The sequence below is a fragment of the Roseateles sp. P2_H4 genome, from assembly GCF_056403315.1.
Window position 1 is genome coordinate 39020 of record NZ_JBFUFR010000034.1, and the last position, 17717, is coordinate 56736.

At 68.3% G+C, this 17717-nt stretch carries 17 protein-coding genes; 13 read left to right on the forward strand and 4 right to left on the reverse strand.

Annotated elements, in window-relative coordinates; all coding sequences use genetic code 11:
• The first annotated feature begins 72 nt into the window (after positions 1–72).
• From AC1DW3_RS22810 to wecB, 6 genes are read left to right on the forward strand one after another with little or no spacing between them, the layout of a single operon-like run.
• Positions 73–909 (forward strand): 2OG-Fe(II) oxygenase, encoded by an 837-nt coding sequence (locus AC1DW3_RS22810; protein WP_477935188.1) that lies wholly within the window; start codon positions 73–75, stop codon positions 907–909.
• Positions 906–1940, forward strand: a complete 1035-nt coding sequence (locus AC1DW3_RS22815; RefSeq protein WP_477935190.1) for a glycosyltransferase — start codon at positions 906–908, stop codon at positions 1938–1940. Before AC1DW3_RS22810 ends, AC1DW3_RS22815 begins: the two co-directional genes overlap by 4 nt.
• Positions 1937–3154, forward strand: a complete 1218-nt coding sequence (locus tag AC1DW3_RS22820) for a glycosyltransferase family 4 protein (protein WP_477935192.1) — start codon at positions 1937–1939, stop codon at positions 3152–3154. Before AC1DW3_RS22815 ends, AC1DW3_RS22820 begins: the two co-directional genes overlap by 4 nt.
• A 17-nt stretch (positions 3155–3171) precedes the next feature.
• Positions 3172–4044: a dTDP-4-dehydrorhamnose reductase family protein gene (locus tag AC1DW3_RS22825; protein ID WP_477935194.1), complete on the forward strand. Its 873-nt coding sequence runs from the start codon at positions 3172–3174 to the stop codon at positions 4042–4044.
• A 20-nt stretch (positions 4045–4064) separates the two neighbouring features.
• Entirely contained in the window at positions 4065–5075 is a 1011-nt protein-coding gene (locus AC1DW3_RS22830; RefSeq protein ID WP_477935196.1) for an SDR family NAD(P)-dependent oxidoreductase, read from the forward strand.
• Positions 5068–6204 (forward strand): non-hydrolyzing UDP-N-acetylglucosamine 2-epimerase, encoded by a 1137-nt coding sequence (gene wecB / locus AC1DW3_RS22835; protein WP_477935198.1) that lies wholly within the window; start codon positions 5068–5070, stop codon positions 6202–6204. The genes AC1DW3_RS22830 and wecB overlap by 8 nt, the downstream gene beginning before the upstream one ends.
• A gap of 63 nt (positions 6205–6267) precedes the next feature.
• Here wecB and AC1DW3_RS22840 read toward each other — a convergent pair whose 3' ends face one another.
• Complete coding sequence (locus AC1DW3_RS22840) at positions 6268–7377, reverse strand: Wzz/FepE/Etk N-terminal domain-containing protein (protein WP_477935200.1); 1110 nt, start codon at positions 7375–7377, stop codon at positions 6268–6270.
• A gap of 3 nt (positions 7378–7380) precedes the next feature.
• On the reverse strand, positions 7381–9408 hold the full coding sequence (locus AC1DW3_RS22845) for an SLBB domain-containing protein (RefSeq protein ID WP_477935202.1): 2028 nt from the start codon (positions 9406–9408) through the stop codon (positions 7381–7383).
• A gap of 198 nt (positions 9409–9606) precedes the next feature.
• Between AC1DW3_RS22845 and AC1DW3_RS22850 the strand changes: the two genes are divergently transcribed.
• Entirely contained in the window at positions 9607–10737 is a 1131-nt protein-coding gene (locus tag AC1DW3_RS22850) for an MraY family glycosyltransferase (RefSeq protein WP_477935204.1), read from the forward strand.
• 38 nt (positions 10738–10775) lie between these two features.
• Positions 10776–12245 carry a DEAD/DEAH box helicase gene (locus AC1DW3_RS22855; protein WP_477935206.1) on the forward strand — a complete coding sequence of 490 codons (1470 nt, stop codon included), beginning with the start codon at positions 10776–10778 and terminating at the stop codon, positions 12243–12245.
• On the opposite strand, the gene AC1DW3_RS22860 is transcribed toward AC1DW3_RS22855, so the two are convergent.
• Positions 12242–13003, reverse strand: coding sequence for an SAM-dependent methyltransferase (locus AC1DW3_RS22860; RefSeq protein WP_477935208.1), 762 nt, complete (start codon positions 13001–13003; stop codon positions 12242–12244). The genes AC1DW3_RS22855 and AC1DW3_RS22860 overlap by 4 nt on opposite strands.
• Entirely contained in the window at positions 13000–13575 is a 576-nt protein-coding gene (locus tag AC1DW3_RS22865) for a Maf family nucleotide pyrophosphatase (RefSeq protein ID WP_477935210.1), read from the reverse strand. The genes AC1DW3_RS22860 and AC1DW3_RS22865 overlap by 4 nt, the downstream gene beginning before the upstream one ends.
• Before the next feature lie 32 nt (positions 13576–13607).
• On the opposite strand from AC1DW3_RS22865, the gene AC1DW3_RS22870 reads away from it, so the two are divergent.
• The 5 genes from AC1DW3_RS22870 to fabD all read left to right on the forward strand — a co-directional run bounded on the left by AC1DW3_RS22870 (position 13608) and on the right by fabD (position 17717).
• Entirely contained in the window at positions 13608–14162 is a 555-nt protein-coding gene (locus AC1DW3_RS22870) for a YceD family protein (protein WP_477935212.1), read from the forward strand.
• 161 nt (positions 14163–14323) lie between these two features.
• The gene (rpmF, locus tag AC1DW3_RS22875) at positions 14324–14509 is read left to right on the forward strand and encodes a 50S ribosomal protein L32 (protein ID WP_056876082.1); all 186 of its coding nucleotides are present in this window, start codon (positions 14324–14326) and stop codon (positions 14507–14509) included.
• 111 nt (positions 14510–14620) lie between these two features.
• Positions 14621–15661 carry a phosphate acyltransferase PlsX gene (gene plsX / locus AC1DW3_RS22880; protein WP_477935213.1) on the forward strand — a complete coding sequence of 347 codons (1041 nt, stop codon included), beginning with the start codon at positions 14621–14623 and terminating at the stop codon, positions 15659–15661.
• Positions 15662–15714: 53 nt separating this feature from the next.
• Positions 15715–16713 (forward strand): beta-ketoacyl-ACP synthase III, encoded by a 999-nt coding sequence (locus AC1DW3_RS22885; RefSeq protein WP_477935214.1) that lies wholly within the window; start codon positions 15715–15717, stop codon positions 16711–16713.
• 56 nt (positions 16714–16769) lie between these two features.
• Positions 16770–17717: an ACP S-malonyltransferase gene (gene fabD, locus AC1DW3_RS22890; RefSeq protein ID WP_477935216.1), complete on the forward strand. Its 948-nt coding sequence runs from the start codon at positions 16770–16772 to the stop codon at positions 17715–17717.

Sequence of the window (17717 nt, forward strand, 5' to 3'; positions counted from 1 at the left end):
GCAGGCGGCTGGCGCCTTGTCCTCATTGAATTGCGCCCTTGCCGATGGCATCGGGGTGCCTCGCATCTGACCATGTCCTCATCCCTACCGTCCAAAGCCGAGCTGACCGACCTGATCTGCGCGCGGCTGGAGTCATCCCTGGCCCAGTTGACCGCGGATTTCGAGGCCTCGGGTCGGCAGGTGGGGGTGCGCCATGCCGTGGTGGACGATCTGCTGCCGACCGATGTGGCGGAGCGCATCGCCGCGGCCTTCCCGGCTCCTTCGCAGATGCGGCTGATGGACAGCTTTCGCGAGTGCAAGTACACGTCCAAGGACTTCGACCGCTTCGACCCCGTGCTGGCCGACATCACGTTCGCGATCCAGGATCCGCGCGTCATCGAGATCGTCGGGCGCATCACCGGCATCCAGGATCAGATCCCGGACGCCAGCCTCTACGCCGGTGGCCTGAGCGCGATGGTCAAGGGCCACCACCTGGGCCCCCACATCGACAACTCGCACGAGGCGTCGCGCCGCTACTACCGCACCCTCAACCTGCTGTACTACGTGACACCGGGCTGGGCGCTGGAGAACGGCGGCAACCTGGAGCTCTGGGACCAGCGCGTGCGCGACAACGTCACCATCGTCAGCCGCTTCAACCGCCTGGCCATCATGGAGACGACGCCGACCTCCTGGCATTCGGTCAGCCCCGTCGTCGCCGAGGGCACGCGCTGCTGCGTCTCCAACTACTACTTCTCGCCCCGCTCACCGACTGGCGAAGACTATTTCAACGTCACATCGTTCAGTGCCCGGCCCGAGCAGCCGCTGCTGCGCCTGCTGGCCCGCGTCGACAACGGGCTGCGCCAGGGCGTGCGTGCGCTGGTGCCGCAGGGCCTGGGCAAGAAGGACGTCTACCAAGGCCCCAAGCCGTGACGCTGCAGGCCGGGCGCCTGTTGCTGTACGCGCCCAATGTCCACACGGGTGGCGGCCTTGTGCTGCTGCAGGCCTTGCTGGCAGCCTGGCCGACGGAGCGGCCCCTGGTCGCCTGGCTCGATGCGCGTGCGCGCGAGCGGCTGGCGGTGCCTGCAGGGGCTGCCGTGCAATGGGTGCAGGCATCGGCCGGGTCGCGCCTGGGTGCCGAGGTTTCGCTCGCGTCCGCCGGCACCGCGAAGGACCGGCTGCTGTGCTTCCACGGCCTGCCGCCGCTGATGCGCAATGCCGCGCCGGTGTGGCTGTTCCAGCAGAACCGCAACTACCTCGGCCAGGTGCCGCTCGCAGCCTTCGGCTGGAAGACGCGCCAGCGCCTGCGCTTCGAGCAGGCCATCAGCCGCTGGCTGCGCTACCGCGTGGCGCGCTACTGGGTGCAGACGCCATCGATGGCGCGCGCCGTGCAGGACTGGTACGGGCCGGAAAAGGCTGACATCCGCGTGCTGCCTTTCGCGCCGCCGGCACCGGAGTCGCTGCCCGCCGCTGGCAAGGCCTGGGACTTCATCTTCGTCGCCGATGGCGAGGCCCACAAGAACCATCGCAGCCTCGTCGAGGCCTGGCGGCTGCTGGCCGAGCAGGGCCTGCACCCGACGCTGGCGCTGACTCTGTCTGACCGCGACGCCGGCCTCGCAGCCTGGGTACAGTCGCAGGCGGGAGAGCATGGCCTGAAGATCAGCAACCTCGGCCCTCGCTCGCACGAGGAAGTGCTGGCGCTGTATCGCAGCGCCAAGGCCCTGGTCTTCCCGTCCAAGGGTGAATCCTTCGGACTGCCGCTGATCGAGGCGCGTCAGGCCGGCCTGCCCATCCTGGCGGGCGAGCTCGACTTCGTGCGTGACGTCTGCGAACCGGTGCAGACCTTCGATCCGGCCTCCGCCGTGTCCATCGCCCGCGCCGTGAAGCGCTTTCTGGGCCAGGGCGAAGCGCCTTTGCAGCCGGCCCGCGCGGCGGACTTCCTGCAGGCTCTGTTCGACGCATGAAGGTCTTGCTGCTGAGCCAGCACTTCTGGCCCGAGTCCTTTCGCATCAACGAGGTGGCCCAGTCCCTCGTCGAGCAGGGCTGCGAGGTCACGGTGCTGACCGGCAAGCCCAACTACCCGGAAGGTCAGCTGTTCCCGGGCTATCGCGTCGGCGGCATCCAGCGCGAGCGCCACGAGGGCTATGACATCGTGCGCGTGCCGCTGCTGCCGCGCGGCGTGGGCGGCGCCAAGCGCCTGGTGCTGAACTACCTGTCCTTCCTGTTCTGCGCCTCCGTGATGGGGCCCTGGGCCCTGCGCGGGCGGCGCTTCGACGCCATCTTTGTCTACGGCACCAGCCCCATCCTGCAGGCCATCGCAGCCATCGTGCTGAAGTGGCTCAAGGGCGCCGCCCTGGTCGTCTGGGTGCAGGACCTGTGGCCGGACAGCCTGCAGATCACCGGTTTCGTGAAGAGCCCGCGGCTGCTGGCGGCCGTCGCCACGGTGGTGCGCTGGATCTACCGGCACAGTGATCTGCTGCTGGTGCAGTCGCCCGCCTTCGTGGCGCCGGTCGAGGCGATGGCGGGTGGCACGCCGGTGCAGGTGCACGAGAACCCCGGCGACCGCGCCTCGTCGGCGCCGCGCGTGCCCACGGCGCTGCAGCTCGACCCGGCTGAATTCAATATCGTCTTTGCCGGCAACCTGGGCACGGTGCAGTCGCTGGACTGCGTGCTCGACGCCGCCGAGCAACTGGGCGCGCACAGCGGGGTGCGCTGGGTGCTGGTCGGCAGCGGCGCGCGCGACGCCTGGTTGGCCGAGCAGGTGGCCCGTCGCGGCCTGACGCAGGTGAGGCTGGCTGGGCGCCTGCCGCCCGAGCAGATGCCGGCCGTCTTCGAACAGGCCGGCGCGTTGCTGGTCAGCCTGACCGGCGGCCCGGCCTTGAGCCGGACGGTTCCGAGCAAAATACAGGCTTATCTGGCCGCCGGCCGACCCATCCTCGCCTCCATGGACGGCGAAGGGGCCCGGGTCGTGCAGGCCGCCGGTGCGGGCCTGGCCAGTGCGGCGGAGGATGCTGAAGGGCTGGCCAAAGCGGCGCGAGCCTTGCAGGCCATGCAGCCCGAGCAGCGGCAAGGGATGGGCGAGGCCGGCCGGCGCTACTACGCCGAGCATTACGAGCCCGAGCGTCTGGCCCAGGCCCTGGTAGGACATTTCGAGCGCGCCGTCGCGGCGCGCCGCTGATGAAAGAAGAAGTTGCGATGAGTCAGAACAAGCGGCGCCTGCTGGTGCTGGGCGCCAGCGGCATGCTGGGCAACGCGGTGCTGCGCGTCTTTGCGGCCGATCCGGCCTTCGAGGTGTTCGGCTCCGTGCGCAGCCCCGGCGTCATCGCGACGCTGCAGGCCAAGGCGCCCGCGGCGCAGTTCGTCGCCGGCGTCGACGTCGAGAGCCTGGACAGCCTGACGCGGGTCTTCGGCCAGGTGCGCCCCGACCTCGTCATCAACTGCATCGGCGTCGTCAAGCAGCTCGCCGAGGCCGACGATCCGCTGACGGCCATTCCGATCAATGCGCTGCTGCCGCACCGCCTCGCGCGCCTGGCGCAAGTGGCCGGCGCCCGCCTCATCCACGTCAGCACCGACTGCGTGTTCTCGGGCAAGAAGGGCGGCTACCTGGAAACCGACCCATCTGACGCCTACGACCTCTACGGCCGCAGCAAGCTGATGGGTGAGGTCGACTACGAGAATGCCGTCACGCTGCGCACCTCCATCATCGGCCACGAGCTGGCCAGCGCCCACGGCCTGATCGGCTGGTTCCTGGCGCAAAACGGGCCGGTGCGCGGCTTCACCAAGGCGGTGTTCTCGGGCTTCCCGACTGTCGAGCTCGCCCGCATCATGAAGGACTTCGTCGTGCCGCACCCCGAGCTGCGCGGCACCTGGCATGTGTCGGCCGAGCCCATCGACAAGTACAGCCTGCTCAAGCTGGCCGCCGCCGAATACGGCCGCGACAACGACATCGCCCCCGACGACAAGCTGGTCATCGACCGCTCGCTGGATTCCAGCCGCTTCCGTGCGGCCACCGGCTATGCGCCGCCCTCCTGGCCCGAGCTGGTGCGCGAGATGCGCGCCTTCGGCTGAGCCCTTTTTCGAGAGATCCCATGTTCAAAGACAAAGTCCTGCTGATCACCGGCGGCACCGGCAGCTTCGGCAACGCGGTGCTGCAGCGCTTCCTGAAATCCGACTTCGCCGAGATCCGCATCTTCAGCCGCGACGAGAAGAAGCAGGAGGACATGCGCATCGCCCTGAAGAGCGACAAGGTCAAGTTCTACATCGGCGACGTGCGCGACTACGACAGCGTGCATGACGCGCTGAACGGCGTCGACTACGTCTTCCATGCGGCTGCGCTCAAGCAGGTGCCGTCCTGCGAGTTCTATCCGATGGAGGCGGTGAAGACCAATGTCGTCGGCGCCGAGAACGTCATGCGCGCGGCCATCGCCCAGGGCGTCAGCCGCGTCGTCGTGCTGTCCACCGACAAGGCCGTCTACCCCATCAATGCGATGGGCATGTCCAAGGCCATGATGGAGAAGGTCATGGTCGCCAAGTCGCGTCTGTGCGACCCGGCCAAGACGGTGCTGTCGGCGACGCGCTACGGCAACGTGATGGCCTCGCGCGGCTCGGTCATCCCGCTGTTCCTGCAGCAGCTGCAGGACGGCAAGCCGCTGACCATCACCGACCCGACGATGACGCGCTTCCTGATGTCGCTGGAGGAGTCGGTCGACCTGGTGCTGTACGCCTTCGAGCATGCCCACCCCGGCGACATCTTCGTGCAGAAGGCGCCGGCCTCCACCGTCGGCGACCTGGCCGAGGCGATGCGCCAGTTGCTGAAGAAGAGCAACGACATCAACATCATCGGCACCCGCCACGGCGAGAAGCTCTACGAGTCCCTGGTCTCGCGTGAGGAGATGGCCCGCTCCGAGGACCTGGGCGGCTACTACCGCATCCCGGCCGACTCGCGCGATCTGAACTACGCCAAGTACTTCGTCGAGGGTGAGACGGCGATCTCCGAGATCGACGACTACACCTCGCACAACACCCAGCGGCTGAGCGTCGAAGAGGTCAAGCAGGTGCTGCTGCAGCTGGACCTCATCAAGGAGGCCGTGAATGCTTAAGGTCATGACCGTCGTGGGCACGCGGCCGGAGATCATCCGGCTGTCCCGCGTCATCGCCCAGCTCGACCGCCACTGCGAGCATGTGCTGGTGCACACCGGCCAGAACTACGACTACGAGCTCAACGAGGTCTTCTTCAGCGACCTCGGCATCCGCAAGCCCGACCACTTCCTGGAAGCCGCCGGCGCCACCGCCGCCGAGACCATCGCCCAGGTCATCCAGAACGTCGACAAGGTGCTGGAGCTGACCCAGCCCGACGCGCTGCTCATCCTCGGCGACACCAACTCATGCCTGGCGGCCATCGCCGCCAAGCGCCGCAAGGTGCCGATCTTCCACATGGAGGCCGGCAACCGCTGCTTCGACTTCCGCGTGCCGGAAGAGATCAACCGCCGCATCGTCGACCACACCTCGGACATCAACCTCAGCTACAGCCAGATCGCCCGCGACTACCTGCTGCGCGAGGGTTTTCCGCCCGACCAGGTCATCGTCACCGGCAGCCCGATGCGCGAGGTCATAGAGCATTACCGCCCCGGTATCGACGCCTCCGATGTGCTGCAGCGACAGGGCCTGGAGCCCGGCAAGTACTTCGTCGTCAGCTCGCACCGCGAGGAGAACGTCGACGCGCCGGAAAGCCTGCAACGCCTGCTGGTGGTGCTGAACACGCTGGCCGAGCGCTATGACGAGCCCGTCATCGTCTCGACCCACCCGCGCACCCGCAAGCGCCTGGAGACGCTACTGGCCACGCAGGCCATGCACCCCCAGGTGCAGTTCATGAAGCCCTTCGGTTTCCTGGACTACATCAAGCTGCAGAGCGGCGCGCGCGCCGTGCTGTCGGACAGCGGCACCATCACCGAAGAGTCTTCCATCCTGAACTTCCCGGCGCTGAACCTGCGCGAGGTGCACGAGCGCCCCGAAGGCTTCGAGGAAGCGGCCGTCATGATGGTGGGCTTCGACGTCGAGCGCGTGCTGGACGGCCTGCGCATCCTGGAGACCCAGCCGCGTGGCGACGAGCGCTTGCTGCGGCTCGTCAACGACTACGCGCCGGCCAATGTCTCCGACAAGATCCTGCGCATCATCGTCAGCTACACCGGCTTCGTGAACCGCAAGGTCTGGCGCAAGCCCGGGGCCTGACAGGCACACGCCAACAAAATGGCCGCTCAAACCGAGCGGCCTTTTTGTTGTCTGAACGATTGCTCAGCCCAGGCGACCCTTTTCCTTGTACTCGCGGCGCAGCACCAGGCCGGCGCAGGCCAGGAAGGCCAGCATGAAGGCCACCAGCATGTAGGTGCTGCGCTTGGGCTTGGTCTTGCGCTCGGGGATCTCGGCCTTGTCCACCACCTGCAGCTGGCCGCCGTCGCGGCTCTCGTCGATGCGGGCAACCTCGAACTGGCGCGAGATCTGCTCGAACAGCGCTTCCTGGTACTTGAACTCCCGGTAGGCGGAGATGTAGCTGCCCTGGGTGGACGGGGCCTCGTTCTGCCCCAGCTTGTCCATCTCGGCGCGCAGGGCCGACACCTGGGCCGACACCGCCATGACCTCGGCCGCGCTGTCGGACATGGCCCGGCGCAGCACCTGCAGCTTGACCTCGGCGGTCGTCAGCTCGGCCTTGAGCTTGGCGACACCCTCGGCGGTGGCCTTGGGCTCGGCCTTCAATGCGCCGATGCTGATGCCGGTGGCCGCCAGGGCCTGCTGGGCCGCCGTCAGCTTGTCCTTCACCAAGCCCAGCTGCTTCTCGAAGAAGATGCGGCGCTGCTGGGCTTCCGTCAGGGCCAGCCTGGCCGTCAGCGCGCGCAGCTCCTCGATATAGGCCGTGGCCATGTCGGCCGCGACCTTGGGATCGTGGTCGTCGACCTCCAGCGTGATCAGGCCATCCTTGCGGCCCAGCGTGACGCGCGTGTTCTCGCCCAGTTCCTTGCGCGCGTCGACCTTGAACTTGCGCTCGTATTTGTTGACCAGGTCGAAGCGCTCGACCATGCGGTCGGCGACGGTGACGCTCTGCACCAGGGCCAGGTATTGATCGCCGTTGTTCTTGATGCCGCCACCGGCCCCGGCGAGGCTCGCCAGCGCGCCCAGCGAGGCCAGGGCGCCGGCCGCGCCGCTTTGCTGCTGCTGGGGCGGCAGGAAGCTGACGCGCGCCGCATAGGTGGGTGGCACCAGGTAGCTGCCACCCAGGGCCAGCGCGCTGACCAGCAGGGGCACACCCACCATCAGCAGGCGGCGCCGCCACAGCGCGCCAACGATGGCACCGATGGGGAACTCTTCAGGCGCCGCGAGGGTGGCCTGCGGGGTGCTGGAACTGTTCATCGCTTAGTTCTTCAGGGAGTTCAGGGCCGCAGCACCCAGGCCGAACTGGTACAGGATCTGCGTCCACTCCTTCGCCTCCTGGCTGAAGGTGACCTTGGTCAGGTCCTCAGGCACGTAGATCGTGTCGCCCGGCTGCGCGCCGACGGCCGACAGGCCCGTCCCCGAACTGAACCAGCCGCTGCTCTGCTGTCGCGAGCTGACCACATTGCCGTTGGCGCGGATGACGAAGGCGCTGCCGGCGTCGGCGCCGCGCGTCGGGCCGCCGGCCAGGCGCAGCATGTCGTCGACGCTGGCGCCCTGGCTGTAGACATAGCTGCCGGTGTTGTAGACGCTGCCGAACACGCCCACTGTCGTGGGGCGAGCCGGGACGGTGAGGCGGTCACCGTCCTCGACGGCCAGTTCGGGCAGGTTGTTCGCCGTCGGGGAGATCTGCATCACGATGCGGCCCGTCAGTTTGACGCCGCGCAGGCGGTCGATCAGGCGGCCGGAAGCCTGGCCGCGGTTGCTCTGCGTGGTGGGATCGTCGGGCGTCGTCGTTGCGCGCGGCTTGACCATGACGCGGGCGAATTCGCCTTCGAGGTCGCGCAGCGCGCGGTCGTACTGGGCCTGCTGCGCGACGCGCACGCTTTCCCGGCTGAGCTCGGAGCCGTAGATGAAGGCGGCCGGCGTCAGGCCGCCTGCGGCCTTGATCACGTCGGCCAGCGTGCTGCTGGGCGGCAAGATGTATTCGCCCGGCCGCTGCACTTCGCCATCGACGCGGACACGCTTGTTCTGCTTGTACTGGGGCAGCACCGTGTCGAGGGCGTTGAAGGCGCGCACGACGTCGCCACCCTGCAACGCCAGGTTGCCCTGCTGCGGCAGCTTGACCTCGGCGACGCGGCCTTCGTTGCGCGTGGCCATGCTCTCGATGGCCAGGCGCCCGCGCTCCGCTGCGGCGCTCAGGCCGCCGCCCATCAGCATCAGGTCGTTGACGGTCTCTCCGGGCTTGAGCTCGAAGATGGCCTGGCGGTTGACGCTGCCAATCAGCGCCGCCTGCTGGCCGATGGGGCCGATGTGGACGACGTCGTCGGCCTGCAGCAGGCGGTCGCCGCTGCGGTCGCCGCGCAGCAGCAGGTCATAGAGGTCGAAGCTGCTGACCAGCTTGCCGCCGCGGCGCAGTTCCAGATTGCGGAAGCTCCCCGAGGCCGAGGGCCCGCCGGCCTGGATCATCGCGTTGACGATGGTCGACAGGCTGCTGACGGTGTAGGCGCCGGGGCGCTGGGTGAAACCCGTCACATAGATGCGGATGCCTCGCAACTTGCCCAGCGCGGCGCTGAGCTTGTAGTTGCGGAACACCTGGCCGACGCGCTGCTCCAGCGTGGTGTTGAGGTCGGCATAGCGCACGCCGGCCACCAGCACGGGGCCCACGCGCGGGATGGTGATGCGGCCGCCGCGGTCGACGGTCAGGCGCAGATCGGCCTCGACCGCGCCCCAGATGTTGACGAGCACCTCGTCGCCGACGCTGATCACATAGTCCGACGGGATCTGGCTCGAGGTCTCGCCCAGCAAGGCCGGGCCCGAGCGCTGCTGCTGGAGCTGCTGCTGCGGCTGCTGCAGTTCATAGGGTTGGGGCAGGCCCGGCGTCATCAGCTCGGAGCCGAAGCGCTTGATCTCGACGTCGTCGCCCACCGCGCGCTGCACATAGCGCTCGAACTCGGTCTGCTGGGCGGCGCGGGCCGCCAGCTGTTCGCGGGTCAGGGGCTGGCCGGGGATGGGTTGCAGCAGCATCTGCAGCTGCAGCAGCATCTGTTGCTGCTGCTGGAGCACGGTCTCACGCTGCGAGGGCGCCAGCGGTGCCGCGTTCTGCTGGTCGGCGCTGCTGTTCGCGCCCTGCTTGTTCGGCACCAGCAGGCGCACGGGGCCGACCGGATTGGCGTCGTTGTTGTCGTCTGCCGCCATCGCCACGCCGTGCAGGCCCAGGCTGGCCGCCATGGCCAGCGCCGCCGTTCCCTTGAGCAACCCGGTCAAAAACGGTGTTCGGTCCCTGGGCACGCTGATATTCATTGACGAGGCTCGTATGGATTGACGGTTCGCGCACTCGCCCCATGGAGAGGGCAAAGGCGGCGCGGATTCTAGCCAGCGCCACGGGCCGTGCTGCGGCGCGCAAAAGTCACTGGCTACACTTCCGTCCTCGGGTCTACAGGCGGGCTGACCGCCGGGGTACCCCCCGCCCATGGCCCGCGGAACTGCATGCTTCCCATCCTCGCCCTGAGTTTTGCCATTGCGGCAGCCGCGACGCTGCTCATCATCCGCTCGTCGCACTTGCATGGCGCGCTGTCGGCCGACCATGACCTGTCGGGGCCCCAGAAATTCCATTCGCGGCCGGTGCCGCGCATTGGCGGCCTGGCCATCTTCAGCGGCTTCACCGTCGGTACCGCCTTGCTGGCCTGGCGCTATCCGGCCATGCGCACCATGGCGGCCCTGCTGCTGGCCTGCAGCGTGCCGGCCTTCATCTCCGGCGTCATTGAGGACCTGACCAAGCGCGTCAGCCCGCTGCGCCGCATGCTGGCCACGCTGCTCGCCGCGGCGTTGGGGGCCTGGCTGCTGGGCGCGCAGATCAAGGAGACCGCCATCCCGGGGCTGGACCTGATCGCGGCCACGACGGTCGGCGGCTATGTGCTTGCCCTGCTCGTCGTCAGCGGCGTCGCCAATTCGATCAACATCATCGACGGCATGAACGGCCTGGCCTCGATGTGCGCGGCCATCATGCTGGCGGGCCTGGCCTATGTCGCCCTGCAGGCGGGCGACCAGTTCGTCGCGGCCATGGCCATCGCCGTCATCGGTGCCGTGCTCGGCTTCTTCATGTGGAACTACCCCTTCGGGCTGATCTTCCTCGGCGACGGCGGCGCCTATTTCCTCGGCTTCATCCTGTCGGAGCTCGCCATCCTGCTGCTGGTGCGCAACCCCGAGGTCTCGCCGATGTTCCCGCTGCTGCTGTGCGCCTATCCGGTCTGGGAGACGGTGTTCTCCATGTACCGCCGCAAGGTCGTGCGCGGCCGGCCGGTCGGCATGCCCGACGGCATCCATCTGCACAGCCTGATCTACCGCCGCCTGATGCGCTGGGCCATCGGCAGCAAAGACGCTGCCGTGCTGACGCGCCGCAATGCGCTGACGGCGCCCTATCTGTGGGTGCTGTGCAGCCTGTCCGTCGTGCCGGCCACGATCTGGTGGGACGACACCGTCATGCTGCAGATCATCCTGGGGCTGTTTGTCGTCTTCTATGTGCTGCTGTACTGGCGCATCGTGCGCTTCCGCACGCCACGCTGGATGGTGCTCCATCCGCGGGCCGAAACCCGGCCGCCGATGGCCCGGCCGGAGTAGGGCGGGCGCAGTTTTCCTGCATCCGGGATAATCAGCGGATGCAAGAAACCCCCGAGTCCGCTGACGCGGCGCCCGTTGAAGCGGCGCCCGCCCGCTTCGACACCCTTCCCCTCGACGCCAAACTGCTGCGCGCGGTGGCCGATTCCGGCTACATGACGATGACGCCCATCCAGGCCAAGGCGATTCCCATCGTGCTGGACGGCAAGGACGTGATGGGCGCGGCGCAGACTGGCACCGGCAAGACGGCCGCCTTCTCCATCCCGCTGCTGCAGCGCATGCTCAAGCACGAGAACCCCAGCGTCTCGCCCGCGCGCCACCCGGTGCGAGCCCTGGTGCTGGCCCCGACGCGCGAGCTGGCCGACCAGGTCGCCGAGAACGTCAAGAAGTACGCCAAGCACACGCATCTGCGCTCCGTCGTCGTCTTCGGTGGCATCGACATGAAGCCGCAGACGGCCGCGCTCAAGGCCGGTGTCGAGGTGCTGATCGCCACACCGGGCCGCCTGCTGGACCACATCGAGGCGAAGAACTGCGTGCTCAACCAGGTCGAGTACGTCGTGCTCGACGAGGCCGACCGCATGCTGGACATCGGCTTCCTGCCCGATCTGCAGCGCATCCTCAGCTACCTGCCCAAGGCGCGTCAGACGCTGCTGTTCTCGGCCACCTTCTCGCCCGAGATCAAGCGCCTGGCCCAAAGCTATCTGCAGGACCCCATCCTCGTCGAGACGGCCCGCCCGAATCAGGCGGCCACGACCGTCGAGCAGCGCTTCATCGCCTGCACGGACGACGACAAGCGTGCCGTCGTGAAGCAGATCCTGAAGGAGCGTTCTCTTCGCCAGGCCATCGTCTTCGGCAATTCCAAGCTGGGCGTCGCCCGTCTGGCGCGTTCCTTCGAGCGTGACGGCCTGCGCACAGCGGCCCTGCATGGCGACAAGTCGCAGGATGAGCGCCTGAAGTCGTTGGACGCCTTCAAGCGTGGCGAAGTGGACGTGCTGGTCGCGACCGACGTGGCCGCGCGCGGCCTGGACATCGCCGATCTGCCGGCCGTGTTCAATTTCGACGTGCCCTTCAACGCCGAGGATTACGTCCACCGCATTGGCCGCACCGGCCGCGCGGGCGCTTCGGGACTGGCCGTCACGCTGGTCACCAAGTCCGATGCGCGCCTGGTGGCCGACATCGAGAAACTGCTCAAGCGCAAGATTGACCTCGACCCCTTCGAACTGCAGGACAGCCGCCCGCCGCGCTTCGAGCGTCCTCGCGAGGAAAGAGAAGCTTCTTTCGAGGCCCGACCTGCGGCACGGCCTTCGTACCGCCCGCCGGCACCGCCCAAGGACCCCTTCTTCGACAAGCCCTATGAGGCGAGCGCAGGCGGCGCCGAGCCGGCGGCCTGGGAGAAGGCCAAGGCTGCAGCGCCCACCACCGCCAAGGGCCTGTCCAGCTACATCAAGCCCAAGAAGCAGGTCGCCGCGCTGTTCGGCGCCAAGCGCGCCGCGGAACCGGCCGAGTCCTAAGCCAGGATCGCAAACACGGCCGGGATGCGGTCGGGCAGTTTGCTGCCGTTGGAGCGCCAGTCCGCCACCGTGGCGGTCTGTGTCCAGCCGCCGGGCAGCGTCAGGCCGACGCTGATCGACAGCCGCGTGCCCGGCTTCAGCGCCGCCAGCAGGGCCTGGCGCAAGGCCTCGTTGCGGTAGGGCGTCTCGATCAGCAACTGGGTTTGCTGGGCCTTGGCGGACAGGGCCTCCAGCTCGCGGATGCGCGCGGTGCGTGGCCCGGCGTCCACCGGCAGATAGCCGACGAAGGCGAAGCTCTGGCCATTGAGCCCGCTCGCCGCCAGCGCGAGCAGCAAGGAACTGGGCCCGGACAGGGCCACGACCTCGATGCCGGCTTCGTGCGCCAGGGCTACCAGGCGTGCGCCCGGGTCGGCCACCGCGGGCAGGCCGGCTTCCGAAATCAGGCCGAGGTCGTGTCCAGCCTGCGTCGGGTCCAGCAAGGCCAGCCAGGCGGCCGCGTCGTCGCCACCGCCCCTGCCACCTTTGGGCGGGCGGGGCAGTTCGGCAATCTGCATGGCCTGCAGCGGCTGAGCCAGAGGCGCAATCGCATCCACGCGCTTGAGCAGCGAGCGCGTCGTCTTGGCGTTCTCGGCGGCCCAGTGCGTGAGCTTTGCCGCCTGCTCGATGACGCGCTGGGGCAGCACCTCGCGCAGGTCCAGAGAATCGTCCACGCCGAAGTCCAGCGTGTTGGGCATCAGGATGAGTCGGCCTTTGTTCATGCGAGAGGCTCCAGGCCGGCGCGACGCAGCAGGGCACAGGTGCGGATCAGCGGCAGGCCGATCAGCGCCGTCGGATCGTCGGATTCCACCGCATCGAGCAGCGCGATGCCCAGGCTCTCGACCTTGGCGCTGCCGGCGCAGTCGTAGGGTTCATCGGCGCGCAGATAGGCCTCGATGGCCGCGTCGCTGAGTTCGCGCAGGCGAACCCGCACCTCGGCGCGCTCGATGGCCGCCAGGCCCGGTGCCACGACGGCGACGGCGGTCTGGAACACGACCTCGCGGCCGCTCATGCGCCGCAACTGCGCGGTGGCGGCCTCGTGAGTGCCGGGTTTGCCGATTGCCTCGCCGGCCAGATCGGCCACCTGGTCGGAGCCGATGACGATGGCGCCGGGGAATCTTGCTGCGACCACGCGCGCCTTGGCCAGGGCCAGGCGCTCCGCCAGGGCCGCTGGGGCTTCGCCGGGCAGGGCGGTCTCGTCGACCTCGGGTGCGACGGCCTCGAAGGGCAGGCGCAGCCGGGCCAGCAATTCCTGTCGATAGCGTGAGGTCGAGGCAAGGATCAGCTGAGGCATCGCGGCATTCTCCCCCGCCTAAACTCTCACCCATGAAATCGCGCGCCTTTGTTCCCGAGAAGCTCGACGTCGCAGCCCTGGCCCATGACGATGCCAGCCTGACCGGGGAATGGCCGGCGGCCTCGCTGCCGCGCCTGGCCGACTCGGCTGCCCCCGAGGCCCCCGCCAGCGGCTGGCCGGCAGTGCAGTGGGCCCTGCACGGCGAGATCCGCCATCCCAAGGGCGGCAAGGCCCAGACCTGGTTGCATCTCACCTCGTCCGGCCAGGTCGCCTTGACCTGCCAGCGCTGCCTGCAGCCGGTGCATGAAGACATCGACATCGACCGCTGGATCCGCTTTGTCGACACCGAGGCCGAAGCGGCGGCGCTGGACGTCGACAGCGACGACGATGTGCTGGCCTTGCCGCGCCACCTGGATGCACGCGAACTGATCGAGGACGAATTGCTGCTGGCCCTGCCGCTGGTGCCGCGCCACGAGGTCTGCCCCGAGCCGTTGGCCCACACGGATGAGCTGCCCGAAGCGGAAGAGGACGAGCGCCCCAACCCCTTTGCCAAGCTCGCAGCCCTGAAGCGGGGCGGTAGCGCCTGAAACCATGGCCCGCGCCGCTTTGCCCAGGTCTCCCACCCACGCAATTTGGCGGATCCTGCATCCGGTGCTACACTCATGGGCTTTTCTGCGGCCTGGAGCTCGAGCTTTGATCTCGCTCCCCGGGGTCGCGTCCCCAAGTTCCGCAGAGTCTGGAGAATTTCATGGCCGTTCAGCAAAACAAGAAGTCGCCTTCCAAGCGCGGCATGCACCGTTCCCACAATGCCCTGGTCACCCCGGGCACGGCCATCGAGCCGACGACGGGCGAAGTGCATCTGCGTCACCACATCAGCCCGACCGGTTTCTACCGTGGTCGCAAGGTGCTGAAGAGCAAGGCCGACGCGGCCTGATGGTGCCGGGTGCCGCCTGGCGCGGCGCCGAACCATTGATGAATCTGCCGACCCGGCCTGCGTACCGCGCAGGGCCGGGTTTGGTCTTTGTGGCTCACGAAAACCACTGAAATGACCGCCGCTCCCCTGCCCGAACCGATCCGGCTGGCCGTCGACTGCATGGGCGGTGACCACGGCCCCTCGGTCACGTTGCCGGCTTGCCGCGCCTTTCTCGACAAGCACCCCGGCGCCGAACTCATCCTCGTCGGCAAGCCCGAGGAGCTGACCGCCGCCGCGGCATGGCCGCGTTGCCGCGTCGTCGGTGCCAGCGAGGTCGTCACGATGGACGACCCCATCGAGGTGGCGTTGCGGCGCAAGCGCGACTCGTCGATGCGCGTCGCCATCCAGCAGCTCAAGGCCGACCGCGACGGCAACCCGGCCCTGGCCCACGCCTGCGTGTCGGCCGGCAACACCGGCGCGTTGATGGCGGTGGCCCGCTATCTGCTGAAGACGCTGGACGGCATCGACCGACCGGCCATCGCCACCGTCATGCCCAACCAGCGCGGCCGCTTCACGACGGTGCTGGACCTCGGCGCCAACGTGGACTGCAGCGCCGAACACCTGCTGCAGTTCGCCGTCATGGGCAGCGCCCTGGTGTCGGCGGTCGAAGGCAACGAGGAGCCCAGCGTCGGCCTGCTCAATATCGGCGAGGAAGCCATCAAGGGCAGCGAGACCATCAAGCAGGCTGGCGAACTGCTGCGCGCCGCCGGGGCGGCTGGCCAGCTGAACTTCTTCGGCAATGTCGAAGGCAATGACATCTACAAGGGCACGACGGACATCGTCGTCTGCGACGGCTTCGTCGGCAATGTCATGCTCAAGACCTCCGAGGGCTTGGCCACCATGATCGGCGCCTTCATCAAGGAAGAGTTCAGCCGCAACCTGCTGACCAAGCTGGTCGCCGTGCTGGCCCTGCCCATCCTCAAGGCCTTCAAGCACCGCGTCGACCACCGCCGCTTCAACGGCGCGGCCCTGCTGGGCCTGCGCGGCCTGGTGTTCAAGAGCCATGGCTCGGCCGATGCCTTTGCCTTCGAGCAGGCTTTGGCCCGCGCTTATGATGCCGCCCGCAACCGGCTGCTTGACCGGGTCCACGACCGCATCGTCGCCGCGCTGTAAGCCAAGGCGACTGATGCTGGAGACAACGCGGCGAACTCCGTCGCGCAGGCTGCATGAGCCCTACTGGAATCCACACCCCCCGTTATTCCCGCATCCTCGGCACCGGCAGCTTCCTGCCGGCCGACCGCGTGACCAACCAGGCCCTGGCTGACCGCCTGGCGGCCGACGGCGTCGAGACCTCGGACGACTGGATCGTCGAGCGCACGGGCATCCGCGCCCGCCATTTCGCGGCAGCCGATCAGGGCGCCAGCGACCTGGCCTTTCCTGCTGCTCAAGCCGCGTTGGAAGCCGCCGGCATCGCCGCCGAAGAGATCGACCTCATCATCGTCGCCACGTCCACGCCGGACATGGTGTTCCCGTCCACCGCCTGCCTGCTGCAGAAGAAGCTGGGCGTGCATGGCTGCGCCGCCTTCGACGTGCAGGCCGTCTGCTCGGGCTTCGTCTACGCGCTGAGCGTGGCCGACTCGATGATCAAGAGCGGCGCTGCCAACAAGGCGCTCATCGTCGGTGCCGAGGTGTTCTCGCGCATCCTCGACTTCAAGGACCGCACCACCTGCGTGCTGTTCGGCGACGGCGCAGGTGCCGTCGTGCTGGGTGCCAGCGCCGAGCCCGGCATCCTCGCGACCGAGTTGCATGCCGATTCGCGCCACGTCGACGTGCTGTGCACGCCCGGCACCGTCGCTGGCGGCCAGGTGCTCGGCAGCCCCTTCCTGAAGATGGACGGCCAGGCCGTGTTCAAGCTCGCCGTCGGCGTGCTGGAGAAGGTCGCCCGCTCCGTGCTCGACAAGGCCGGCCTGACCGAGGCCGATCTGGACTGGCTGATCCCCCACCAGGCCAATATCCGCATCATGCAGGGCACGGCCAAGAAGCTGAAGCTGGACCTGAACAAGCTCATCGCCACCGTCGACGAGCATGGCAACACCTCGGCCGCCTCCGTGCCGCTGGCCCTGGACGTCGCCGTGCGCAGCGGCCGCATCCAGCGCGGCGACACCCTCATGCTAGAAGGCGTCGGCGGCGGCTTCACCTGGGGCGCGGCCCTGCTGAAGTACTAGCCGTCCACGTGCTGCCGCCTCGGCACTCCGACCGCTACTGATTTGGAACTGATCTCATGACTGCACCTTTTGCCGTTGTCTTTCCCGGCCAAGGCTCGCAGGCCGTCGGCATGCTCGACGCCTGGGGCGACCACCTGGAAGTCCGCCGCACGCTGGAAGAAGCCTCTGACGCCCTCGGTGAGGACATCGCCGCGCTGATCCACGCCGGCCCCAAGGAACAGCTGGATCTGACGACCAACACCCAGCCCGTCATGCTGACGGCCGGCATCGCCTGCTGGCGCGCCTTCGTCGCCGAGACCGGCGCGGTGCCCGTCGCTGCGGCCGGCCACTCGCTGGGCGAGTACACGGCCCTGGTGGCCGCTGGCGCCTTGAGCCTGGCCGACGCGCTGCCGCTGGTGCGCTTTCGCGCCCAGGCCATGCAGGAAGCCGTGCCGGTCGGTGCGGGCGCGATGTACGCCATCCTGGGCCTGGACGGCGACGCCGTCCGCGCGGGTTGTGCCCAGGCCGCCGCCGAGACTGGCGAGGCCGTCGAGGCGGTCAACTTCAACGACCCCAAGCAGACGGTGATCGCCGGCAGCAAGGCCGGCGCCGACAAGGCCGCCGAAATCCTGAAGGCGGCCGGCGCCAAGCGCGCACTGCCGCTGTCGGTGTCCGCGCCTTTCCACTCCAGCCTGATGAAGCCGGCCGCCGAGCGGCTGAAGGAAAAGCTGGCGACGGTGCAGTTCCATGCCGCCGCCTTCCCCGTCATCAACAACATCGACGTGGCCATCACCGACAACGACGAAGCTCTGCGCGACGCCCTCTACCGTCAGGCCTTCGGTCCGGTGCGCTGGGTCGAGGTCGTGCAGGCGCTGAAGGCCCGCGGTGTCGGCCACATCATCGAAGCCGGCCCCGGCAAGGTGCTGACCGGCATGGCCAAACGCATCGACGCCGAGCTGCAGGCCGCCTGCGTCTTCGACCCCGCTTCGCTGGCCGAAGCCCGTGCGCTGCTGGGAGGTGGCTGA